The sequence below is a fragment of the Pseudomonas sp. D4002 genome (assembly GCF_013385665.1).
Lineage (GTDB): Bacteria > Pseudomonadota > Gammaproteobacteria > Pseudomonadales > Pseudomonadaceae > Aquipseudomonas.
In genome coordinates, this window is the sequence record NZ_JACAPN010000018.1 from 131,798 (window position 1) to 154,682 (window position 22,885).

Here is a 22,885-nt window from a genome sequence, read left to right on the forward strand (position 1 = left end):
GGTGTGTCATTCAACATTTCAGGCGACTGAACCACCGCTTTCGCGAGCAAGCCCGCTCCCACACTTGATTTGTGGTGTGTTCAAGTAATTTGATGCCTATAAAAATACAGATGTTCGTGGAGCCTCGCCGATGAAATCCTGTGAAGTCAATTTTGACGGTCTAGTGGGGCCGACCCATAACTACGGCGGCTTGTCCTACGGCAACGTCGCGTCCCAAAGCAACAGCCAGCAGTCCTCCAACCCGAAGGAAGCGGCGCTGCAAGGCTTGGCGAAGATGAAGGCCCTGATGGAAATGGGCTTTGTGCAAGGTGTGCTGGCGCCCCAGGAACGTCCGGATGTGGCCGCCTTGCGCAACCTCGGTTTTGCCGGCACCGACGCACAAGTCATCCAGCAGGCCGCCAAGCAAGCCATGCCGCTGCTGGTTGCCAGTTGCTCGGCGTCGAGCATGTGGGTGGCCAATGCCGCGACCGTCAGCCCGAGCGCCGACACCTTTGACGGCCGCGTGCATTTCACCGCCGCCAACCTCAACTGCAAATACCACCGCAGCATCGAACACCCGACCACCAGCCGCGTGCTGGGGGCGATGTTTGCCGATGGCAAACACTTCGCCCACCACGCCGCGTTGCCGGCGGTGGCGCAGTTTGGCGACGAAGGCGCGGCCAACCACACGCGTTTCTGCCGGGACTATGGCGAGGCGGGCGTAGAGTTTTTCGTGTTCGGCCGCAGCGCGTTCGACACCCGCTACCCGGCGCCGCAAAAGTACCCGGCACGCCAGACCCTCGAAGCCTCCCAGGCGGTCGCGCGCCTGCACGGCCTGCGGGACGACGGCGTGGTCTACGCCCAGCAGAACCCGGCGGTGATCGATGCCGGTGTGTTCCACAACGATGTGATCGCGGTGGGCAATGGCGAGGTGCTGTTCTATCACGAGGATGCCTTCCTCAATACTGAGCAGATGCTCGGTGAATTGCAGGGCAAGCTCGGCAAGCTCGGTGGCAATTTCCAGTCGATCTGCGTGCCACGGGCCCAGGTGGGTGTTGAAGACGCGGTGCGTTCCTACCTGTTCAACAGCCAGCTGCTGACCCGCGCCGACGGTTCGATGCTGCTGATCGTGCCGGAAGAATGCCGCGCCAACGAGCGTGTCTGGCAGTACCTGCAAGGCCTGACGTCCTCCGGCGGGCTGATCCGCGAAGTCAAAGTCTTCGACCTCAAGCAAAGCATGCAGAACGGCGGTGGCCCGGCGTGCCTGCGCTTGCGTGTAGCCTTGAATGAAACCGAACTGGCGGCGGTCAACCCAGGGGTTATCATGACGGCGCCGTTGTACGACACGCTGACCCAATGGGTCGACAAGCACTACCGCGACAGCCTGCGGGAAACCGACCTGGCTGACCCGCAATTGCTGCTTGAGTGCCGGACGGCACTGGATGAACTGACGCAAATCCTTAAACTGGGCTCGGTTTATCCTTTCCAGATCAATTAACGCCGCACGGCTGAGAACTATTTATGACCACCGACACCCTGAAACTGATCCTTGAAGACACCGACGGCACCCAGCTGGAAACCTCCTGCACCCGCGTCGCCGTGGTGTGGCAGGGCAAGGAGATCTGGATCCAGCACGACGGCCGTGGCCAACTGCTGATCGGCGTGGACGTGGAAGAAGGCGACGCGGAATACGCCAACCTGCTGATGCGCCCATTGGCCACCAACCTGATGAGCCTGCAACTGGAAATGGAACCGGCCGACGTTGAAGGTGATGACGACGATCACGTCCACGGTCCTGGCTGCAACCACTAAGGAAGCTGCGTATGCTCGCCCTCGGCAAACTGCTTGAACTGACCCTCGCCGGTCGCGAACCGGCGCAAAAAATTCAACTGACTGTCGACGGCGTGCAACTGCGCTGGCTCAGTGAGGGCGCGCTGGAAGTGCGGCCTCCTGAGGCGCGGGACAACGGCTGCGACGTACTGCTGTCGTCCGGCATCCATGGCAACGAAACCGCGCCAATCGAATTGGCCGATCGCTTGCTGCAGGGCATTGCCCGTGGGGAGATCAAGCCCCGTACCCGTATCCTGTTCCTGTTCGGCAACCCCGAGGCCATGCGCCGTGGCGAGCGTTACCTCGAACTGGACGTCAACCGGCTGTTCAATGGCCGTCATGAACAAAACATCGGCCCTGAAGCCATGCGCGCCGCCGAGCTTGAACAGTTGGCCCGCACCTTCTTCAGCGTGCCTGGGCGTAGCCGTTTGCACTACGACTTGCACACCGCCATCCGTGGCTCGAAGATCGAGCAGTTCGCACTGTACCCGTGGAAGGACGGTCGCCAGCATTCACGTCGTGAACTGGCGCGCCTGCGAGCCGCCGGCCTGGAGGCGGTGCTGTTGCAGAACAAGACGTCGATCACCTTCACGGCGTTTACCTATGAGCAGCTGGAGGCCGAGTCCTTCACCCTGGAGTTGGGCAAGGCCCGGCCGTTCGGGCAGAACCAGGGCGTGGACGTATCGCGCCTGGAAACCCGCCTCACGCAGATCATCGAGGGTAACGAGCCGGCCACCGAGAGTCTGGATGGCCTGCAGCTGTTCAGCGTCTCCCGGGAAGTGATCAAGCACAGCGATACCTTCGTCCTGCATTTGCCGGCGGACGTGGAAAACTTTTCGGAGTTGGAGAAGGGTTATCTGCTGGCCGAGGACATTGCCAAGACCCGCTGGGTGATCGAGGAGGAGGGCGCACGCATCATCTTCCCGAACCCGAAGGTCAAGAATGGCTTGCGAGCAGGGATATTGATTGTGCCGACCACGGATGCCGGCCTGGCCTGAACCCCGAGACCGACTCGGTCAAATGTGGGAGCGGGCTTGCTCGCGAAGGCGGTGTATCAGTCAGACATGTATTGACTGACACTCCGCTTTCGCGAGCAAGCCCGCTCCCACATTTGCTTTGCAGTGTTGCTTAAACCGCGAGAGCCCGTGGCTCATTGCGACGCAGTGCGCGAACCTTGTGCAGGGTGTCGGCGCAGGTGCGTGCCGCTTCCTGGCCCTTGTGCACGAAGTGCTCATAGAAGAACGTATGGTGCTCGCTGCCCGCGTGGAAGTGGTGCGGGGTCAGGGATACCGAGAACACCGGCACTTCGGTTTCCAGCTGGACCTGCATCAGGCCGCTGACCACGGACTGGGCCACGAACTCGTGACGGTAGATCCCGCCGTCCACCACCAGGGCGGCCGCGACGATACCGGCATAACGGCCGGACTTGGCCAGCAGCTTGGCGTGCAGGGGCATTTCAAAGGCGCCGCCGACTTCGAAGAAATCGATGTCCGATTCCTGGTAGCCCTGGGCGATCATTTCGGCGAGGAAACCTTTACGGGATTGGTCGACAATATCCTTGTGCCAGCAGGCCTGGATAAACGCGACGCGCTCGCCGTGATGGTTTTTGCTTTTGCTGTCGATTGCGGTGGGTTGCATGTTCTGACTCCTGTTTAAGAAAAAAACAGGGCGTTATGAATCGAATGGGATTTAAGGGTACGCACAGCGGGCTCATGTGAACATGACGTCAGCGCGGCCCTTAGGTGCCAATCCCGTTCTCTCTTCATCCGGACTATGACCGTCGGCCCCGGGATCACACCGGGTCTGCTGACCTTGTCGCCGTCCTGCCGAGGCAGTTCGAGGCGCCAAGCGCTCGCGGGCTATGCACGTTGCGTGCAATTACCGCCGGTGGGGAATTACACCCCGCCCTGAGAACGTTGCCGCCAGAACCCTGGCGGCGGAGAGTTTTTATCATGGTTTTTCAGAAACTGCACGGTTGGTTTATCGATAACCTATATCGGTTTGTTTGGTTGGTATTCGATTGTGCAAGCACGGGGCTTGATATTCCGCGGGTTTGCCCGCAGTAATCGTTAACACAAGAAACGCTCCAATCCGCTAGAGGCTAGTTTGATGAACGTGATTGACCTGCGCAGCGACACAGTGACCCAACCGACCCCTGGCATGCTCGAGGCGATGGCCACTGCCGCCAGCGGCGACGACGTCTACGGCGAGGACCCGAGCGTCAATCGCCTGGAAGCCGAACTGGCCAGGCGCCTGGGTTTTGCCGCCGCGTTGTTCGTGCCCACCGGCACCATGAGCAACCTGCTGGCGTTGATGGCGCACTGTGAGCGTGGCGAGGAATACATCGTCGGTCAGCAGGCCCACACCTACAAATACGAAGGCGGCGGCGCGGCGGTTCTCGGCTCGATCCAGCCACAACCCCTGGAAGTGCAGGCCGACGGTTCCCTGAACCTGGAGCACCTGCTGGCGGCGATCAAGCCGGACGACTTCCACTTCGCCCGCACCCGCTTGCTGGCGCTGGAAAACACCATGCAGGGCAAGGTCCTGCCGCTGGAATACCTGGCGGCCGCGCGAGCCTTTACCCGGGAACACGGCCTGGCCTTGCACCTGGACGGCGCGCGGCTCTACAACGCGGCGGTCAAGCTGGGTGTGGATGCGCGGGAAATTGCCCGGCACTTCGATTCGGTGTCGGTGTGCCTGTCCAAAGGCCTGGGCGCGCCTATCGGCTCGGTGTTGTGCGGCTCCACGGCATTGATCGCCAAGGCCCGCCGTTTGCGCAAAATGGTCGGTGGCGGCATGCGCCAGGCCGGTTCGCTGGCGGCGGCGGGGCTGTACGCCCTGGATCACCAGGTGCAGCGCCTGGCCGACGACCACGCCAACGCCCAATGGCTAGGGGATGAACTGCGCAAGGCGGGTTATACGGTGGAGCCGGTGCAGACCAATATGGTCTACGTCGACATCGGTGATCGAGCCCAGGCCTTGAAGGCGTTTGCCGCCGAGCGCGGGATCAAGTTGAGCGCGGCGCCTCGCCTGCGCATGGTCACGCACCTGGACGTCAGCCGGGCGCAGATCGAGCAAGTGCTCGCGACATTTGTCGAGTTTTCCCGGAAATGACAGTGCAGACCGTCTAATTGACTGTTTCTATCACATAAACACGCTGTACCACGGGCAAAGGGCCGATATAATGCGGCCCTTTGCCGTCGCTCCGTCTGATGACGTTTAGCACTGGCCTTTGGCCGCAGCCTCCGTGGAAGAACCTAATGAAAAGCGCAGAAATCCGTGAAGCCTTCCTTCGCTTCTTCGAAGAGCAAGGTCACACCCGTGTCGCCTCCAGCTCCTTGATCCCAGGCAATGACCCAACCCTGCTGTTCACCAACGCGGGGATGAACCAGTTCAAGGACTGCTTCCTGGGCCAGGAAAAGCGCGCCTACACCCGCGCCACCAGCAGCCAGAAGTGCGTACGCGCCGGCGGCAAGAACAGCGATCTGGAAAACGTGGGCTACACCGCCCGCCACCACACATTCTTCGAGATGCTGGGTAACTTCAGCTTCGGCGACTATTTCAAGAAAGACGCGATCACCTTTGCCTGGACCTTCCTGACCGGCGTGCTGAAGCTGCCGAAGGAAAAACTCTGGGTGACCGTCTACGCCACCGATGACGAAGCCTACGACATCTGGACCCAGCAAATCGGGGTGCCGGTCGAGCGCATGATTCGCATCGGCGACAACAAGGGCGCGCCTTACGCGTCCGACAACTTCTGGACCATGGGCGATACCGGCCCGTGCGGCCCGTGCACCGAGATTTTCTACGATCACGGCGCCGACATCTGGGGTGGCCCACCGGGCTCGCCGGAAGAAGACGGCGACCGCTACATCGAAATCTGGAACAACGTGTTCATGCAGTTCAACCGCACCGCCGATGGCGTGTTGCATCCGTTGCCAGCGCCGTCGGTGGACACCGGCATGGGCCTGGAGCGGATCAGTGCGGTGATGCAGCACGTTCACTCCAACTACGAGATCGACCTGTTCACCAACCTGCTGAGCGCTTCGGCGGCGGCCATTGGCTGTGCCAACGACAACCAGTCGTCGCTCAAGGTGGTGTCGGATCACATCCGTTCCTGCGGCTTCCTGATCGCCGATGGCGTGCTGCCGTCGAACGAAGGCCGTGGCTATGTGCTGCGCCGCATCATCCGTCGCGCCTGCCGTCACGGTAACAAGCTGGGCGCCACCGGCAGCTTCTTCTACAAGATCGTTGCCGCGCTGGTGGCCGAGATGGGCGATGCCTTCCCGGAACTCAAGCAGCAGCAAGCCAACATCGAGCGCGTGCTCAAGGCTGAAGAAGAGCAGTTCTCCAAGACCCTGGAGCACGGCCTGAAGATCCTCGAGCAGGACCTGGTCGAGCTCAAGGGCACCGTGGTGCCGGGCGACGTCGTGTTCAAGCTGTACGACACCTACGGTTTCCCGATGGACCTGACCGCCGACATCGCCCGCGAACGCGAGCTGACCATCGACGAGGCCGGGTTTGAGCGTGAGATGGAAGCCCAGCGCGTCCGTGCCCGTTCCGCCAGCTCCTTTGGCCTGGACTACAACACCCTGGTAAAGGTTGATGTGGCGACTTCGTTCATTGGTTACGAAGCCACCGTTGGCTCGGCCAAGATCGTGGCTATCTATAAGGACGGCAAGTCAGTTGACGTGCTGAACGAAGGTGACGAGGGTGTTGTGGTCCTCGACCAGACCCCGTTCTACGCTGAATCCGGTGGCCAGGTTGGCGACTGTGGTTTCCTGAGCTCCACCTCCGGTCGTTTTGAAGTGCGCGACACCACCAAGACCGGCGGTGCGTTCCTGCATCACGGCGTGCTGGTGCTGGGCAACCTGACCGTCGGCGCGCCGGTGGACACTCAGGTAGATGCCGACGTACGGCATGCAACTGCCTTGAACCATTCTGCCACTCACTTGCTGCACGCTGCGTTGCGTCAGGTGCTGGGTGAGCATGTGCAACAGAAGGGTTCGTTGGTCGATAGCCAGCGCCTGCGTTTTGACTTCAGTCATTTCGAGGCGATCAAGCCTGAGCAGTTGAAGGCCCTGGAAGACATCGTCAACGCCGAGATTCGCAAGAACACCCCGGTGGAAACCGAAGAAACCGATATCGAGACCGCCAAGCAAAAAGGCGCCATGGCGCTGTTTGGCGAGAAGTACGGCGACGAAGTGCGCGTATTGAGCATGGGCGGCAGCTTCTCGGTGGAGCTGTGTGGCGGTATCCACGCCAGCCGTACCGGCGACATCGGCCTGCTGAAAATCATCAGCGAAGGCGGCGTGGCTTCCGGCGTACGTCGTATTGAAGCGATCACCGGTGCTGCGGCCCTGGCCTACCTCAATGCGGCAGAAGAACAACTCAAGGAAGCGGCCGGCCTGGTCAAGGGCAGCCGCGACAACCTGATCGACAAGCTCTCCGGCGTACTGGAGCGCAACCGTCAGCTGGAGAAACAGCTGGAGCAGTTGCAGGCCAAGGCGGCCAGCGCGGCGGGCGACGATCTGTCGGCTTCCGCCCTGGACGTCAAGGGTGTGAAAGTGCTGGCCGTACGCCTGGACGGTCAGGACGGCAAGGCGCTGTTGGCCTTGGTCGATCAGTTGAAGAACAAGCTCGGCCGCGCAGTGATCCTGCTCGGCAGTGTCCATGAGGAAAAGGTCGTTCTGGTTGCCGGTGTAACCAAGGACCTGACTGGCCAACTCAAGGCCGGTGATTTGATGAAGCAAGCCGCCGCGGCAGTGGGCGGGAAGGGCGGTGGTCGTCCGGACATGGCGCAAGGCGGTGGTGTTGACGCCGGCGCCCTGGACGCGGCCCTGGCCCTGACCGTGCCGTTTGTCGAGGCAGGTATTTAAGGCGCTGTTAATGAGCCCGTGGTCTAGTCGCGGGCTCAGTCAGTGCTGGTTGATTGAATAACAGGCGCCCCTTTACGGGCTGAGGCGGCTTAGAAATGGCTTTGATCGTACAGAAATTTGGAGGCACCTCGGTCGGCTCTGTCGAAAGAATCGAGCAGGTCGCCGACAAGGTTAAGAAATTCCGCGATGCCGGCGATGACCTGGTGGTGGTGCTGTCGGCCATGAGCGGCGAGACCAATCGCCTGATCGATCTGGCCAAGCAAATCAGTGGCGATCAGCAACCGGTTCCCCGTGAACTGGACGTGATCATTTCCACCGGTGAGCAGGTGACCATCGCATTGCTGGCCATGGCGCTGAACAAGCGTGGTGTGCCGGCGGTGTCCTACACTGGCAACCAGGTCCGCATTCTTACGGATAGCGCGCACACTAAAGCCCGCATCCTGCAGATTGATGACCAGAAGATTCGCGCTGACCTGAAAGCCGGTCGTGTGGTAGTTGTCGCCGGTTTCCAGGGCGTCGACGAGCACGGCAACATCACCACCCTCGGTCGTGGCGGTTCCGACACCACCGGCGTGGCCCTGGCGGCAGCCCTGAAGGCTGACGAATGCCAGATCTACACCGATGTGGATGGCGTCTACACCACTGACCCGCGGGTTGTGTCCGTGGCTCAGCGCCTGGACAAGATCACCTTCGAAGAGATGCTGGAAATGGCCAGCCTCGGTTCCAAGGTGTTGCAGATCCGTGCCGTTGAGTTCGCCGGCAAGTACAACGTTCCGCTGCGCGTACTGCACAGCTTCAAGGAGGGTCCGGGCACCCTCATTACTATTGATGAAGAGGAATCCATGGAACAGCCGATCATTTCCGGTATCGCTTTCAACCGTGATGAAGCCAAGCTGACTATCCGTGGCGTGCCAGACACCCCGGGCGTGGCTTTCAAGATCCTGGGCCCTATCAGTGGCGCGAACATCGAAGTCGACATGATCGTGCAGAACGTCTCGCACGATAACACCACCGATTTCACCTTCACCGTGCACCGCAACGAGTACGATGCGGCGGAGCGGATCCTGCAGAACACTGCGAAGGAAATCGGCGCCCGTGAAGTGGTCGGCGATACGAAGATTGCCAAGGTGTCGATCGTGGGTGTGGGCATGCGTTCCCATGCGGGTGTTGCCAGCCGCATGTTCGAAGCCCTGGCCAAGGAAAGCATCAACATCCAGATGATCTCCACATCGGAAATCAAGGTGTCGGTGGTGATCGAAGAGAAGTACCTGGAACTGGCTGTACGCGCACTGCATACCGCTTTTGAGCTGGACGCTCCGGCCCGACAGGGCGAGTGATGCGTTGCCAGGAAGGCGCGGTTATCCGCGCCTTTCATTTTTTTGTCGGGCGCGTGGTGAAGACCTGTTCTTTTACCTGCGCTCGACAATACTTAGGCGTGTAGGGCTATGGCCATTTGGTTGTAGGTCGAATGCCTTTTTTTTGCAGACTGTTGTTCCCGAAATGAAATGCGTGAGGAGAAAGGTATGCTGATTCTGACTCGTCGATGCGCAGAAAGCCTGATTATTGGTGATGGCGAAATCACCGTGACCGTGCTCGGCGTCAAAGGCAATCAAGTGCGTATCGGGGTTAACGCTCCGAAAGAGGTGGCTGTCCACCGCGAGGAAATCTACCTGCGGATCAAGAAAGAGAAGGACGAAGAACCAAGCCATTAATTTTTATCGTTTTTTATGTTTGCAAACGGGGATGAAGCTGGTTAATATACGCCCCGTGTTGCGGAGAGCTGGCCGAGTGGCCGAAGGCGCTCCCCTGCTAAGGGAGTACACCTCAAAAGGGTGTCGGGGGTTCGAATCCCCCGTTCTCCGCCATTATTTGCTTAGTACGTTGCAATCTGGTTTTTTCGCTAAGTTGTTGAAACTAAACGAAAAAATAGCTTTACATAGAGATTGAACGGCCTATAATGCGCGGCAACAAATGCACTCGTAGCTCAGCTGGATAGAGTACTCGGCTACGAACCGAGCGGTCACAGGTTCGAATCCTGTCGAGTGCACCATTTAAGAGTTAGTTGCAGCAATGCAGGTAGCTTGGCTTCAACCAGTTGTGATCTGGTCTAAAAACACAATCTGCACTCGTAGCTCAGCTGGATAGAGTACTCGGCTACGAACCGAGCGGTCACAGGTTCGAATCCTGTCGAGTGCACCAAACAACAAAAAGCCCGCCTAGTGCGGGCTTTTTGCCGTCTGGGGTTTTTATTTCCCGGGGCGCCTTTTTCTCCCGCCCATGTGTTTTCCTCTCAAGCTGCGTCGTCGCAGTTCATATGTGTGGCCAATGCTCAGCTTTGTGTCGCAAGCGCTTGTTCTTTCCAGTTTTTTGACGTTAAACGCGGCCGCCCGGTGTATCATTGCGCCCGTCAGCCCCGCCGGGGCTTGTGGAACACCTCCATGGACTTACCCAGTAGTTACTCAGTACCCCGTTTTACCAATCATGAATTGACTGATTGATCCTTCCGGCGTGCCCCGCTGCTGGGAGTGGAGTTCGCCTATGACCGAAGTTGAAGTAAAGAAAACACAAGAAAGCCTGCAGGATCGCCTGGCTCAAGTCGTCGAGCTGCTGCAGCGCCAGCGCGTGGTCGAAGACCTGACGCATCGCCAGGAAGGCGCGAACAATGACCGGGTCGAGAACCTGGTCCACCGGCAAAACCTTGTCGAGTTGCAACGCAAGCTCGATGACCTGCACTCCGCCGACGTTGCCTACATCCTCGAAGCCTTGCCGCTGAATGACCGCCTGACCCTTTGGCAGTTGGTCAAGGCTGACCGCGACGGCGACATCCTCCTCGAAGTATCCGACTCGGTCCGTGAAACCCTGATCGCCGACATGGACGATCACGAGCTCCTGGCGGCCGCCAAGGACATGGATGCCGACGAACTCGCTGACCTGGCTTCCGAGCTGCCGCGTGACGTCGTCCATGAGCTGATGGAAACCCTCGATGGCCAGCAGCGCGAGCGTGTGCGATCGGCGTTGTCCTACGACGAGGAGCAGGTCGGTGCGTTGATGGACTTCGAGATGGTCACCATCCGCGAAGACGTCAGCCTGGAAGTGGTTCTGCGCTACCTGCGCCGGTTGAAAGAGCTGCCAGGCCACACCGACAAGCTGTTCGTGGTCGACTACGAAGGGATCCTCAAGGGCGTACTGCCGATCAAGCGCCTGCTGGTCAATGATCCGGACAAGAAAGTCGCGGACGTCATGGCCAGTGACCCGGTGAGTTTCCATCCGGACGAAGACGCTTACGACGCAGCCCAGGCGTTTGAGCGTTATGACTTGATCTCGGCCCCGGTGGTCGACAAGAACGGCAAGCTGATCGGCCGTCTGACCATCGATGAAATGGTCGACCTGATTCGTGAGGAGAGCGAAAGCGAAGTCCTCAACATGGCCGGTCTGCGGGAAGAAGAGGATATTTTTGCGTCGGTCTGGAAATCCCTGCGTAACCGCTGGGCCTGGCTGGCGGTGAATTTGATTACCGCGTTTATTGCTTCACGGGTGATCGGCCTGTTTGAAGGCTCCATCGAGAAGCTCGTGGCCCTGGCTGCGCTGATGCCGATTGTGGCGGGTATTGGCGGTAACTCGGGTAACCAGACCATCACCATGATCGTCCGCGCCATGGCGCTGGATCAGGTGGGGACCGGGCATGGCAAGCGTTTGATGCGCAAGGAGCTTGCGGTCGCGCTGATCAACGGCCTGGTGTGGGGCGGTGTCATCGGTATCGTGGCGTACCTGCTGTATGGCAGCTGGTCGCTCGGCGTGGTCATGACGGCGGCCATGACGCTTAACCTGCTGCTGGCAGCGTTGATGGGGGTTCTGATTCCAATGACCCTGGTGCGCCTTGGACGAGACCCGGCGATGGGCGCCAGTGTGATGATCACGGCCATGACCGACAGTGGCGGCTTCTTCATCTTCCTGGGTCTGGCAACCATCTTCCTGCTTTGATCCCTTCCATGGATCGGGGGCATTTGCCCCTTGATCCTTTCCTGACCAAATCCCGGGCAAAAAAAAGCCAGCGCATGGCTGGCTTTCAGCTTTCAGTTGCCAATCAGTTGGCTTCTGCAGCTGTCTCAACGTCGTGGGCGATCAGCGAGACGAGAGCATTTTGCTGGCGGTGGGAGAGCTGACGAAAACGCTGCAGCAGTTCGCGTTCGTGCAGTGACAGCTCGGGGCTGTCCAGGCGCATGCTCAGCTCGTCGCCCAGCGCACCTTCCTGAATCAGGCTTTGTTCCAGGCGTGCGATGATTTCAGAGTTCATGCTGCGGTGATGATTGCGAGCCACCTCGGCAATGCGTTCCCGCATTCCGTCTGGCAGACGTACGACGAACTTGTCAGCCGTACGGCTGGAATAAATTGCCTGTTTCAATGGGCGCATATATTTAACCGGTTAGTTCAGGGGAGCGGTTTTTGGAATTGGCCGCAAGATGCATGTTAGGACAAGGTTTGCTGCCAAATGTTCAACCTGAATTGCAAAGAGGCCGCATCATGCCTCAGATTTGCCAGTTCCTTGGCGTCAATTCTGTGACAAATATTGAACCGGCTACCGGCTTTATGCCAGTACTCATTTCAAAATTTGCGGACTGGTTGGAAAACTTTCCGCGGACGCACCCAAATGAGTGTTGAGCCCGCAGACCCTGGGCGCAAAAGGCTTTTCGGGCGCACATCCTATAGCAATATGGCCTTTTGCCCTTAACTTTAAGATTAGTGGCAAATTGCCAATTTACGAATGCGGAGCGACATATGGTCGGCTGTCCGGACGGACAAGCCGAGGCGTGGCAGCGATTTTAGCGAGGGCGACGAGCGGGGGGGGATTCAGCGCAGTACGGGATCGAATTTGATGCGGCGACCAATGAAGACTGCCAATACCCACAGGCTGCCAAACACGCCGGCGGCGACGAAGGAGACTGTCTGTACGTCTTGCGACAATACGTTCAGGCCGAGGCCGGCGGCGGCGAGTGCCAGGGTCAGAAACAGCCAGGCGGACTTGTTCATGGGATGCTCCGGTAAGCGGTTCAGAAAACCCAGTGTTCAGTGGCAGGAGCAGCTTGAGTGCCCTGGGTCAGTTGCAGTGGGGATTGCATGTTCGGCTTCATGACAGCCAGTTGCGGGCGCTGCTGCAGGTGGTGGGGAATCGCCTGGCTGACCTGCGCGGCGTCGTCGGAAGTGGTGGACTGAAAATGGAACATCACCAGCGCAGCCAGTGCAACGGTATTGAGGGCTAGTAGAAGTGCGCTGTTCATGTGCATGTTCTCCGCAGATGGCTGGGCCGGACTGTATTTGTAGAATAAAGGATTGCAGGTGTCGTGCCAGTCTTTAATTGACAATAAATCCTTTAAAATCAAACATTTATATAGTGTCCAGATTGCCATGCTGTTGCAATTTGCAATGATGGCATTTTGGGGGAGTGCATTTTGCACGATGGTCCGAACCGTCCGTAATCGTTGAGCGGAATACCACCGGCTGTCACTGGCATGGGCCTACACTCAAAAAGCCAACGGACGACATGACAAAATTCACCTGCGCCGTTAACATGCACGCCGTCCGTCGCCGTGCCCATCGCCGGTTGGCTGTCATTAGTCCCAGTAGCTCAATTGGATAGAGCATCCCCCTCCTAAGGGGAAGGTTGGCCGTTCGAACCGGCCCTGGGACACCACTTCACCGTTGCTGCCCATGCGGCCTCGACGTCCGCAAGCCCCGATCAGATTTATCTGGCGGGGCTTTTTTGTGGCCGGGCGTTTGAGTGCGGCAGACTTTTCAAACACCAACCGAACCTTGCCCGCGTTTGAGGTTCACACGGGAGGCAAGAACGGGGCGGCGCAAGTATTCGTCTGCATCGTGTACCTCGCGGGTGACTGGCGAGCGTCTGACACGTAGCCAATTGGCATGAGCAAAATATTCCCCGGCAACCGCATGTTTTGGCTGTCCGGACCCGACGACCCGGGACTATCATTCCGGTAGTCCTGACACCCACAGCAAGGAGCCGCTCGGAACGCCGATGCGCCAGATCTGGAAACCTTTTCGAGCCCTTTATTTTGCTTCCCTGATGATGCTGATAGGCTCTGGCCTGCTCAGTACTTACCTGGCCTTGCGCCTGGCGGCAGATCACGTCGACAGCCTGTGGGTCGGTGCGTTGATGGCCGCCAACTATTTTGGCCTGGTGTTGGGGGGCAAGATCGGTCACCGCCTGATTGGCCGCGTCGGGCATATCCGGGCCTACGCCACCTGTGCCGGGATCGTCGGCGCGGCGGTGTTGGGCCACGGGCTGATCAACTGGCTGCCAGCCTGGATTGTGCTGCGGATGATTGTCGGCCTGGGCATGATGTGCCAGTACATGGTCATCGAGAGCTGGCTTAACGAACAGGCTGAAGCCAAGCAACGCGGTGCGGTGTTCAGCGGCTATATGATCGCCTCGTACCTGGGCCTGGTGCTGGGCCAGTTGATCCTTGTGATGCACCCGCAGTTGGGGCTTGAGTTGCTGATGCTGGTCGCGCTGTGTTTTGCGCTGTGCCTGGTGCCGGTGGCCATGACTCGCCGCATTCACCCGGCGCCGCTGCATCCGGCGCCGATGGAGCCGCGCTTCTTTATCAAGCGGGTGCCGCAGTCCCTCAGTACGGTGTTGGGGGCCGGGCTGATCGTCGGTTCGTTCTACGGTTTGGCGCCGCTGTACGCGTCTCAGCAAGGGCTGACCACCGAGCAGGTCGGCCTGTTCATGGGTAGCTGCATTTTCGCCGGGCTGCTGGTGCAGTGGCCATTGGGCTGGCTGTCCGATCGATATGACCGCGCGCTGTTGATTCGCTGTTTCGCCTTGTGCCTGGCGGTGGCCGCGTTGCCGTTGGCGATCATGACCCAGGTACCACTGGAAGTGCTGTTCGTCGCGGGCTTTCTCTGTTCCCTGGTGCAGTTCTGCCTGTACCCGCTGGCTGTGGCGTTTTCCAACGACCACGTCGAGGGTGATCGCCGGGTGTCGCTCACTGCGATGTTGCTGGTGACCTACGGCATCGGCGCCAGTGTCGGCCCGCTGTTGGCCGGTGTGGTGATGAAGCTGTTCGGCAGCCATATGCTGTATGCGTTTTTCAGCGTGTGCGCATTGATCCTGGTGTGGCGCATCCGGCCCAAGGCGGTCACCAACCTGCATCAGGTGGACGACGCACCGCTGCATCACGTGGCGATGCCCGACAGCATGTCCAGCTCGCCCCTGGTAGCGTGCCTCGATCCGCGAGTGGACGAACAGGTGGTGCAGGACCAGATGCAGACCGCAGTTGTGGATCCCGAGCCGGAAGTCGATCCCGAACTGGGTCAGCCGGAGCCTGTCACCGAGCCACCAGAGCATCCGGACCCGGATGATCACCCCCACGACTTGAGCAGGGCGCGCCCCTGAAAGCAAAAACGGGCAGCCCCCTTGAGGGACTGCCCGTTTTTTTGTCGCGACCTTTATTGTTTAAAGGTCGTCGTCCTTGTCAAACCGCCGCGCTTCACGCTGCAGTTGATACACAAACCGCTCGACCTGGCGCTGCACCAGTCCGCTCATGTTATGAAAACGTAGGCCGGCGAAGGTGGTGTTGATCCTTTCTTCGAAGTGCAGGTAACGCAGTTCTACCGAGGTGGTCATGCTGCCAAAGGGTAGCGCGGCGATAAATCGGTCGTAGACCTGGCCCAGTTGCAGGCGCTCGGAAATATCCCCTTCGAAGCGCAATTTGCAGCCGGTGGCGGAAATATCCAGCAACTTGCCGCTGATGGGGGCCTTGAGTTTGTCGCCGCCCAGTTCGACGCTCACCAGTTGCGCCAGCTTCAGCGCCGCGCGGAAGGCGTTGCGACGCTGATGGTAAATCACCTCGCCAGGCATGCTGCCGCGGTAAATACGGTGGCCGCCGGCTTCATCGAGGGTCAGGGTGCCGTTGCTTTCCCAGGCTACCCGCACCCCCTCGTGAAAACCTTCGATCCGGAAAGCTTCGCCATTCTCGAGGTAGCGTTCGCCGTCGCGCGGGACCATTTCGTCCAAGGCCAGTGTCTTGCTGTCCCGGTCGATTTCCACCAGGTAGCTTTGAAACCGCTGGTTGCGTTCATGGAAGGTGATGATCAGCGGATCATGGCTTTCTTGCAGCATCCGCAAGGTGCCAGCGATTTCCAGCGGCGTGGTGAGTACCTTGGGTGGCTGCGGAGCATCTTCCGCGTTAAGGGTGTTGAACACGGTTCTTCCATCTCCAGACAAAATACGACTACACGCAAGTGCTGTCATTTTGCCAGTATGTGGCGCGACTTGGATAGGGCGCGCTCAAACTGGTTTCAGGCTTGGCTGCGGGTGCTTGGCTTGGCCAGGCGTGAGGTGGAGCCTTGAGCGTTGTAGAGAGCCGGAGGCTCGCCGCCGTGGAGGATACGCAACTGATTGGCGGTCGTGGCTTGCTGAAGCTGGATGGCCTGGCCGTTGAGGAGGTTGGTTTCCTGGCACAGGGTCAGCAACTGGTTGAGTTCTTTGCTCTGGGCCAGCAACTGGTCGCCCACCGTGGAGTGGCTGGCGAGTTGTTCCAGGCCCTTGTGGTCGGCCGTGAGGCCCAGGCTGATCAGAATCTGGCTGCGCTTCTTGCCGTGCTGTTCCAGCAGGACGATCAGCGATTGCTTGCGCGCCAGGATTTCTTCCAGCATGCGCATGTCCCGGCCGTACAGGGCCAGTGATTCTTCTCGAAGGAGCTCCAGCAGCTGCTGTGCGGGAGGCAGGTCTTCAATGATCAGTTGTAGCAAGTTTTCGTCGTGCATGGCTGGCCTTGGGGTTTAAGCGTCCAAAAGCCTGGCGCAGGCCTTTGCCTAGCGCTCGGCTTCGAAGTTAAGCAGTTTGCTGGCTACACGGTTGCTGTCGACCTTATAGCTGCCATCGGCAATCGCCTGTTTCAATTCGGCCACACGGGCTTTATTGACAACTGGCTGATCGCTCAGCGAGTCAGTGACCTTCTGCAACTGTTGAGCCTCATTGCTCAGGTGTACCGATTCCCCGCTTTGGCTCGCACCGGCCTGTTCTGTCTTGGCAGGCAGAGGCTGGGACTTGGCTTCAACGCTGTCTTTGGCACCGTTGGTGCGCGAAGAACCGGGCGTTGGCAGGGCGTTATTCAAACGACTGAAATCGATGACCATGTTAAAAAAACCTCTGGGTATTTGGACGCTTGCCATGTTTTCGGCCATACCCGGACAAACTTTAGGCTCGATTGACAATAAACCTATGCGCGATGCCGCTTTGCGCACAGTGTAGGAAAAGCTGGCGTCCGATGCCAGTGATCTATAAAGCCACCTCAACCTGCCCCGGCGCAGTCACCCGGGCCTTGATCACGCGGTTGGAATTCAGGTTCTTGACGCGAATCTGTTCACTCATGCCGCCGTTGGACAGGGCTTCCCCCGGCATTTTTACATTCAGGCCACCGCTGCTGGCGGAAATCACCACCTGGTCACCTTTGCGCACGACTTCGGCCTGCTCGAGATGGACCAGGGTAATCACCTGGTCGGCGACCATTGGTCGGGTAAGTTTCTGCCCGAGTGCCTGGTCAAGGGACGTGAGGTAGCTCTGGGTGATCATGCTGATGTCGCGCTCGCGCATCGCGACGTCATCATAACCAATGATTCCGGTACGTTTCAGCGGGCGCGTCACCACCACCACTTCGCGAAACAGTTTGACCTGGGCGGGCACGAACACCGTCCAGGGCGAGGCGCCTTCGCAGCGCACTTTCACGGTCACGCGCCCGATGGGCTGGGCGGGGCTTTCCAGGGAAGCTGTCAATTCTCTGTCGCACATGGGCATGCGCAGGCGCGGATCCAGCTGGTTGACCTGGATTTCGTAGCGGCCCGGTGTCTGCGTCGTGGCCAGATAATCTTCTACAGTGAACTCAAGAAAGCCTTGAGTGACGCCGATAAGCAGATCAGGCAAGGTGACGTTATCGGCGCGGGCCGGCTGGCCCGTAGCCAAGGCAAGCAACGCCATCGAGACGCAGAGCAATCTGCGGTACTGTGGGGATCGGAGGCGTCGGGAAACTGTCGTTTTGATGTCCATGGCCAATAAAAAAGCAAAGCTCGTGCCGTTTAGTGTTGGGTACGCGTCGTACCCCTAAGTTTTAGCGTAGGAGTCTGGGCATGGCCGGTGTAATGGATTCAGTGAACCAGCGCACACAGCTGGTGGGGCAGAATCGCCTGGAGTTGCTGTTGTTCCGTCTGGACGGCAAGCAGCTGTACGGGATTAATGTCTTCAAGGTTCGCGAAGTGCTGCAGTGTCCCAAGCTGACAATAATGCCCAAGTCCAGCCCGGTGGTTTGCGGTGTGGCGAATATTCGTGGCGCGACCATCCCGATTCTTGACCTGGCAATGGCCACCGGTTCGGCGGGGTTGCAGGACCGCGAGAGCCCGTTCGTGATCATTACCGAGTACAACACCAAGACCCAGGGTTTCCTGGTGCGCTCGGTGGAGCGCATCGTCAACATGAACTGGGAAGAGATCCATCCGCCGCCCAAGGGCACCGGTCGCGATCACTACCTCACGGCGGTGACGCGGGTCGACAACCAGTTGGTGGAAATCATCGACGTGGAGAAAATCCTCGCCGAAGTGGCCCCGACCTCCGAGGCGATATCGGTGGGTGTGGTAGACGCCGAAACCGCGCACAAGGCGATCTCGCTGCGGGTGCTGACGGTGGACGACTCTTCGGTTGCGCGCAAGCAGGTGTCCCGTTGCCTGCAGACCGTTGGGGTCGAAGTGGTCGCGCTCAATGACGGTCGCCAGGCCCTGGATTACCTGCGCAAGCTGGTGGATGAGGGCAAGAAGCCGGAAGAAGAATTCCTGATGATGATCTCCGACATCGAGATGCCGGAAATGGACGGCTACACCCTCACGGCCGAGATACGCAACGACCCACGCATGCAAAAACTACATATCATCCTGCATACTTCGTTGTCGGGTGTATTCAATCAGGCGATGGTCAAGAAGGTCGGTGCCGATGACTTCCTGGCCAAATTCCGCCCTGATGACCTGGCATCCCGGGTAGTCGACCGGATCAAGGCAGCAGATCACGGCTAGGGGCCTTTTCCCTGGCGGTCACACGATTTAAGAGGCGGTATCATTGTCTACGGGTAATTTGGATTTCGAACAGTTCCGGGTCTTCCTGGAAAAGGCCTGTGGCATATTGCTCGGTGAAAACAAGCAGTACCTGGTATCCAGCCGTCTCAACAAACTGATGGAGCAGCAAGGCATCAAGTCCCTCGGGGAGTTGGTGCAACGGATCCAGGGCCAGCCACGCAGCGGGCTCAAGGAGATGGTGGTCGACGCCATGACCACCAACGAAACCTTGTGGTTTCGCGATACCTATCCGTTTGAAGTGCTCAAGAACAAGGTGCTGCCCGAGGCGATCAAGGCCGCTCCCGGCCAGCGCCTGCGCATCTGGTCGGCCGCCTGTTCGTCGGGACAGGAACCGTATTCGATTTCGATGGCCATCGATGAGTTCGAGCGGACCAACATGGGCCAGTTGAAGGCCGGGGCGCAAATCGTGGCCACGGATTTGTCCGGCACCATGCTCACCAACTGCAAGACCGGCGAGTACGACAGCCTGGCGCTGGGGCGCGGGTTGTCGCAGGAGCGCTTGCAGCGTTTCTTCGATCCCAAGGGAGCAGGGCGTTGGGCGGTCAAGGCGCCGATCAAGAGCCGGGTGGAGTTTCGTTCGTTCAACCTGCTGGACAGTTATGCCAGCCTGGGCAAGTTCGACATGGTGTTTTGCCGCAACGTGCTGATCTACTTCTCGGCCGAGGTGAAGAAAGACATTCTGTTGCGCATCCACGGCACCCTCAAGCGTGGCGGTTATCTGTTCCTGGGGGCTTCCGAGGCGCTGAACGGTTTGCCGGATCATTACCAGATGGTGCAGTGCAGTCCTGGAATCATTTACCAGGCCAAGTGATGAGTGCTTGAACAAAAAGGGAGGCCTGCACAGGCCTCCCTTTTTTTATGGTCGCAAAGCGGCAAGCCCTCATTGCCGCTTTACTGGCGTTTCGCGGAAACCCTTTGCCGCTTTTCTGGCATTGCCGCCGGCAATTCCCTCGCAAACCCTTGATTTACGGGGCTCAAGCAACTTGGCATGGCCCTTGCTAAATCCTTGTTACGAAAAGCAGGTCAGCCCCTAAAGGTTTCCGCCATGAGCATCAGCTTCGATAAAGCGCTCGGTATCCACGAACAAGCACTGGGCTTTCGCGCCCAGCGTGCCGAAGTCCTGGCCAACAACATCGCCAACGCCGACACCCCGAACTACAAGGCTCGGGACCTGGACTTCTCTGCCGTGCTCGCCGCCCAGCAAGACAAGACCAAGAACGGCACCTTCGCCCTGAACATGACCAACAGCCGTCATATCGAGGCGCAAGGCCTGGGCAATGGTGACGAGTCGCTGCTGTATCGCACGCCGATGCAACCGTCGATCGACCAGAACACCGTGGACGCCCAGTTGGAGCAATCGGCCTACGCCGAGAACTCAGTGAACTTCCAGGCCAGCTTCACCCTGCTCAACAGCAAATTCAAAGGGCTGATGTCAGCCCTGCGTGGAGAATAAGCCATGTCCCTCGCCAGTGTTTTCAATATTGCCGGTAGTGGCATGAGTGCGCAGACCACGCGCCTCAACACCGTCGCCAGTAACATCGCCAACGCCGAGACCGTGTCTTCGAGCATCGACCAGACCTACCGTGCCCGGCACCCGGTGTTCGCCACCATGTTCCAGAGCGGCCAGAGCGGCCAGGGCGGCCAGAGTGGCAGCGGCGATTCGCTGTTCCAGAACCAGGATGCCGCAGGCCAGGGCGTGCAGGTGCTCGGTGTGGTCGAAGACCAGAGCAACCTCGAAGCCCGCTACGAGCCGAACCACCCTGCCGCGAACGAAAAAGGGTACGTGTACTACCCCAACGTCAACGTGGTCGAGGAAATGGCCGACATGATTTCCGCCAGCCGCTCGTTCCAGACCAACGCGGAAATGATGAACACCGCCAAAACCATGATGCAGAAGGTCCTGACCCTGGGTCAGTGATAAGGGGCGCCAAATAATGGCCATTGTTGATAACAGTTCGACGAACACGGCAGTCCAGGACCTTTTTAATTCCAAGGTCAAGACGGCGACAGATAACACCAGCGTCGGTGACGCCGCCAAGTCGGCGACGGGCAACCAGGCGATGGGCAAGGACGCGTTCCTGCAATTGCTGGTGACCCAGCTGAAAAACCAGGACCCGCTGTCGCCCCAGGACAATGGCGCGTTCGTCGCACAGTTGGCGCAGTTCAGCAGTCTGGAAGGCATCAACAACCTGAATGACTCGGTGAATGCGATTTCCAGCAACTTCAGCTCCTCCCAGGCGCTGCAGGCTTCGTCGCTGGTGGGGCGTTCGGTCATCACCCAGACCGACAAGGCGATGGTGGATACCAGCAAGAGCATGACCGGTTCCGTGGCGGTGACGGCGGCGACGGGCAACGTCTCCGTCAAGATCACCGACAAGGATGGCAACGTCGTTCGCACCATCGACATGGGCGCCCAGAGCGCCGGCAACTCCAGCTTCGTCTGGGACGGCAAGACCGATGCGGGTGAGACGGCGCCACCCGGCACCTACACCTTCAATGCCACCACCAAGAATGACAAGGGTGACTCGGTGGCCCTCGCCACCTCGCTGCCGGCAACGGTGACCAGCGTAACCCTGGGTACGAACGGCGCTGAAATGGTGCTGAACCTGGCGGGCGGCCTGGGCAGTATCAAGCTGTCGCAAATTCAGACTATCGGTACATAGAGCCGGCTAAATACGGCAAAAGGAGAGAACAATGTCTTTTAACATCGGCCTTAGCGGCCTCTATGCGGCCAACAAACAACTGGACGTGACGGGCAACAACATCGCCAACGTCGCGACCACCGGCTTCAAGTCGTCCCGTGCGGAATTCGCGGATATCTACGCGGCTTCCAAGCTGGGTACCGGCCAGAACAGCATCGGCAATGGCGTGAACCTGGCGGCCGTGTCCCAGCAGTTCACCCAGGGTGACGTCAACAACAGCGGCGGCACGCTCGACATGGCGATCCAGGGCGGCGGCTTCTTCGTGCAGAAGGGCAGCGACGGTTCGCTGGAATACACCCGCAACGGTGCGTTCCGGGCCGACAAGGACGGCTACATCACCAACAACACCGGCACCTCGCGCCTGCAAGGCTACGCAGCGGATGCCGATGGCAACATCCAGAAGGGGGGCTTGACCGACCTGCAGCTCAACCTGTCGTACCTGCCGCCGAAGGCTTCGAGCAAGGTGGATTCCACCAGTAACCTGAACTCCTCCGAGACGGCGATCGACCAGACGGCGCACCCGTTTGATCCGACCAAATCGGACAGCTTCACCACTCAATATTCCACCACGCTGTACGATACGCAGGGCAACGCGCATCCGATGGTGCAGTACCTGGTGAAGACCGACTCCAACACCTGGAAGTCCTACACCCTGATCGATGGGCGCAACCCTGACGGCTCGCCGATCAGCGGCACCGGTACTGACGTGAAAGCGCCAGTCGCCTCGACGCTGTCGTTTGACACCTCCGGCAAGCTGACCGGGATCGTTACCCCGCCAGCCACCGCTTCCAATACCACCCTGACCATTTCCGACTGGAAGCCGGGCGGCCTGGTCAATGGTGTCTGGACGCCTAACGGTGCGGCCGCCAACGCAGACGGCGTGGCCGTCAACATGGGGAACATCACCCAGTACAACTCCGCCACCTACCGCAACCCGCCGACCACCGATGGCTACGCCACCGGGCAAATCACCGGGCTGAAAATCGACGGCAGCGGCGTACTGTTCGCCACGTTCAGCAACCAGCAGAGCAAGGCCATCGGCCAGATCTCCCTGGCCAGCTTCAACAACGAGCAGGGCCTGCAGCCAGCCGGCGGCACCACCTGGAAAGAAACCTTCGCGTCGGGCCAGCCGGGTTTTGATACCCCGCAAGTCGGCACCCTGGGTTCGATCGTGGCCAACTCCCTGGAGAACTCCAACGTCAACCTGACCAACGAGCTGGTGGACCTGATCAAGGCCCAGAGCAACTATCAGGCGAACGCCAAGACCATCTCCACCCAAAGCACCATCATGCAGACCATCATTCAGATGACCTGATGTTGTCGCTTTAACTCGCTTTACCGAAAAGCCCCTCGCGT

23 protein-coding genes, 4 tRNA genes and 1 riboswitch are annotated in these 22,885 nt (G+C 59.3%); of the genes, 19 read left to right on the top strand and 8 right to left on the bottom strand.

The window, feature by feature from the left end; all coding sequences use genetic code 11:
• Positions 1–130 precede the first annotated feature (130 nt).
• The 3 genes from astB to astE are packed head-to-tail and all read left to right on the top strand — an operon-like array spanning position 131 to position 2,807.
• On the top strand, positions 131–1,477 hold the full coding sequence (astB, locus tag HX824_RS12245; protein WP_003214322.1) for an N-succinylarginine dihydrolase: 1,347 nt from the start codon (positions 131–133) through the stop codon (positions 1,475–1,477).
• Positions 1,478–1,500: 23 nt separating this feature from the next.
• Positions 1,501–1,791 (top strand): hypothetical protein, encoded by a 291-nt coding sequence (locus HX824_RS12250; RefSeq protein ID WP_003214319.1) that lies wholly within the window; start codon positions 1,501–1,503, stop codon positions 1,789–1,791.
• Between the two features lie 11 nt (positions 1,792–1,802).
• On the top strand, positions 1,803–2,807 hold the full coding sequence (gene astE / locus HX824_RS12255; RefSeq protein ID WP_102369719.1) for a succinylglutamate desuccinylase: 1,005 nt from the start codon (positions 1,803–1,805) through the stop codon (positions 2,805–2,807).
• 130 nt (positions 2,808–2,937) lie between these two features.
• On the opposite strand, the gene HX824_RS12260 is transcribed toward astE, so the two are convergent.
• A complete protein-coding gene (locus tag HX824_RS12260; RefSeq protein ID WP_003214313.1) occupies positions 2,938–3,447 on the bottom strand; it encodes a 6,7-dimethyl-8-ribityllumazine synthase in 510 nt (169 codons plus the stop codon).
• Positions 3,448–3,558: 111 nt separating this feature from the next.
• A riboswitch (FMN riboswitch) is annotated at positions 3,559–3,728 on the bottom strand.
• Positions 3,729–3,918: 190 nt separating this feature from the next.
• On the opposite strand from HX824_RS12260, the gene ltaE reads away from it, so the two are divergent.
• From ltaE to mgtE, 8 genes are all read left to right on the top strand, one after another.
• Entirely contained in the window at positions 3,919–4,923 is a 1,005-nt protein-coding gene (gene ltaE / locus HX824_RS12265) for a low-specificity L-threonine aldolase (protein WP_177054598.1), read from the top strand.
• Positions 4,924–5,069: 146 nt separating this feature from the next.
• A complete protein-coding gene (gene alaS, locus HX824_RS12270) occupies positions 5,070–7,688 on the top strand; it encodes an alanine--tRNA ligase (protein ID WP_003214310.1) in 2,619 nt (872 codons plus the stop codon).
• A gap of 95 nt (positions 7,689–7,783) precedes the next feature.
• A complete protein-coding gene (locus HX824_RS12275) occupies positions 7,784–9,025 on the top strand; it encodes an aspartate kinase (RefSeq protein ID WP_003214308.1) in 1,242 nt (413 codons plus the stop codon).
• 186 nt (positions 9,026–9,211) lie between these two features.
• Entirely contained in the window at positions 9,212–9,400 is a 189-nt protein-coding gene (gene csrA / locus HX824_RS12280; RefSeq protein ID WP_002554426.1) for a carbon storage regulator CsrA, read from the top strand.
• A 62-nt stretch (positions 9,401–9,462) separates the two neighbouring features.
• Positions 9,463–9,553 (top strand) — tRNA-Ser (locus HX824_RS12285).
• Positions 9,554–9,661: 108 nt separating this feature from the next.
• Positions 9,662–9,738 (top strand) — tRNA-Arg (locus HX824_RS12290).
• 72 nt (positions 9,739–9,810) lie between these two features.
• Positions 9,811–9,887 (top strand) — tRNA-Arg (locus tag HX824_RS12295).
• Positions 9,888–10,226: 339 nt separating this feature from the next.
• Positions 10,227–11,669 (top strand): magnesium transporter, encoded by a 1,443-nt coding sequence (gene mgtE, locus HX824_RS12300; protein ID WP_003214265.1) that lies wholly within the window; start codon positions 10,227–10,229, stop codon positions 11,667–11,669.
• A gap of 103 nt (positions 11,670–11,772) precedes the next feature.
• On the opposite strand, the gene HX824_RS12305 is transcribed toward mgtE, so the two are convergent.
• The 3 genes from HX824_RS12305 to HX824_RS12315 form a co-directional block, all read right to left on the bottom strand.
• Positions 11,773–12,099: an Arc family DNA-binding protein gene (locus HX824_RS12305; RefSeq protein WP_177054599.1), complete on the bottom strand. Its 327-nt coding sequence runs from the start codon at positions 12,097–12,099 to the stop codon at positions 11,773–11,775.
• Positions 12,100–12,536: 437 nt separating this feature from the next.
• Positions 12,537–12,716, bottom strand: coding sequence for a PA3371 family protein (locus tag HX824_RS12310; RefSeq protein WP_003214263.1), 180 nt, complete (start codon positions 12,714–12,716; stop codon positions 12,537–12,539).
• A gap of 20 nt (positions 12,717–12,736) precedes the next feature.
• Positions 12,737–12,964, bottom strand: coding sequence for a hypothetical protein (locus tag HX824_RS12315; protein ID WP_003214261.1), 228 nt, complete (start codon positions 12,962–12,964; stop codon positions 12,737–12,739).
• 336 nt (positions 12,965–13,300) lie between these two features.
• Between HX824_RS12315 and HX824_RS12320 the strand changes: the two genes are divergently transcribed.
• Together HX824_RS12320 and HX824_RS12325 are read left to right on the top strand one after the other, a co-directional pair.
• Positions 13,301–13,377 (top strand) — tRNA-Arg (locus HX824_RS12320).
• Between the two features lie 342 nt (positions 13,378–13,719).
• Complete coding sequence (locus HX824_RS12325; protein WP_177054600.1) at positions 13,720–15,102, top strand: MFS transporter; 1,383 nt, start codon at positions 13,720–13,722, stop codon at positions 15,100–15,102.
• A gap of 60 nt (positions 15,103–15,162) precedes the next feature.
• Here HX824_RS12325 and HX824_RS12330 read toward each other — a convergent pair whose 3' ends face one another.
• The 4 genes from HX824_RS12330 to flgA all read right to left on the bottom strand — a co-directional run bounded on the left by HX824_RS12330 (position 15,163) and on the right by flgA (position 17,754).
• Positions 15,163–15,912 (bottom strand): flagellar brake protein, encoded by a 750-nt coding sequence (locus HX824_RS12330; protein WP_003214258.1) that lies wholly within the window; start codon positions 15,910–15,912, stop codon positions 15,163–15,165.
• 95 nt (positions 15,913–16,007) lie between these two features.
• Positions 16,008–16,475: a flagellar protein FlgN gene (gene flgN, locus HX824_RS12335; protein ID WP_003214256.1), complete on the bottom strand. Its 468-nt coding sequence runs from the start codon at positions 16,473–16,475 to the stop codon at positions 16,008–16,010.
• A gap of 48 nt (positions 16,476–16,523) precedes the next feature.
• Positions 16,524–16,847: a flagellar biosynthesis anti-sigma factor FlgM gene (flgM, locus tag HX824_RS12340; RefSeq protein ID WP_003214254.1), complete on the bottom strand. Its 324-nt coding sequence runs from the start codon at positions 16,845–16,847 to the stop codon at positions 16,524–16,526.
• A gap of 142 nt (positions 16,848–16,989) precedes the next feature.
• On the bottom strand, positions 16,990–17,754 hold the full coding sequence (gene flgA, locus HX824_RS12345) for a flagellar basal body P-ring formation chaperone FlgA (RefSeq protein ID WP_032899382.1): 765 nt from the start codon (positions 17,752–17,754) through the stop codon (positions 16,990–16,992).
• An 80-nt stretch (positions 17,755–17,834) separates the two neighbouring features.
• On the opposite strand from flgA, the gene HX824_RS12350 reads away from it, so the two are divergent.
• The 6 genes from HX824_RS12350 (at position 17,835) to flgE (ending at position 22,844) form a co-directional block, all read left to right on the top strand.
• The gene (locus tag HX824_RS12350; RefSeq protein WP_003214250.1) at positions 17,835–18,767 is read left to right on the top strand and encodes a chemotaxis protein CheV; all 933 of its coding nucleotides are present in this window, start codon (positions 17,835–17,837) and stop codon (positions 18,765–18,767) included.
• A 43-nt stretch (positions 18,768–18,810) separates the two neighbouring features.
• Positions 18,811–19,638, top strand: coding sequence for a protein-glutamate O-methyltransferase CheR (cheR, locus tag HX824_RS12355; protein WP_003214248.1), 828 nt, complete (start codon positions 18,811–18,813; stop codon positions 19,636–19,638).
• A 234-nt stretch (positions 19,639–19,872) separates the two neighbouring features.
• On the top strand, positions 19,873–20,280 hold the full coding sequence (gene flgB, locus HX824_RS12360; protein WP_003214246.1) for a flagellar basal body rod protein FlgB: 408 nt from the start codon (positions 19,873–19,875) through the stop codon (positions 20,278–20,280).
• Between the two features lie 3 nt (positions 20,281–20,283).
• Entirely contained in the window at positions 20,284–20,745 is a 462-nt protein-coding gene (gene flgC / locus HX824_RS12365) for a flagellar basal body rod protein FlgC (protein WP_177054601.1), read from the top strand.
• 16 nt (positions 20,746–20,761) lie between these two features.
• On the top strand, positions 20,762–21,490 hold the full coding sequence (gene flgD, locus HX824_RS12370) for a flagellar hook assembly protein FlgD (RefSeq protein WP_003214242.1): 729 nt from the start codon (positions 20,762–20,764) through the stop codon (positions 21,488–21,490).
• A 31-nt stretch (positions 21,491–21,521) separates the two neighbouring features.
• Positions 21,522–22,844 (top strand): flagellar hook protein FlgE, encoded by a 1,323-nt coding sequence (gene flgE, locus HX824_RS12375; RefSeq protein ID WP_003214240.1) that lies wholly within the window; start codon positions 21,522–21,524, stop codon positions 22,842–22,844.
• Positions 22,845–22,885 lie beyond the last annotated feature (41 nt).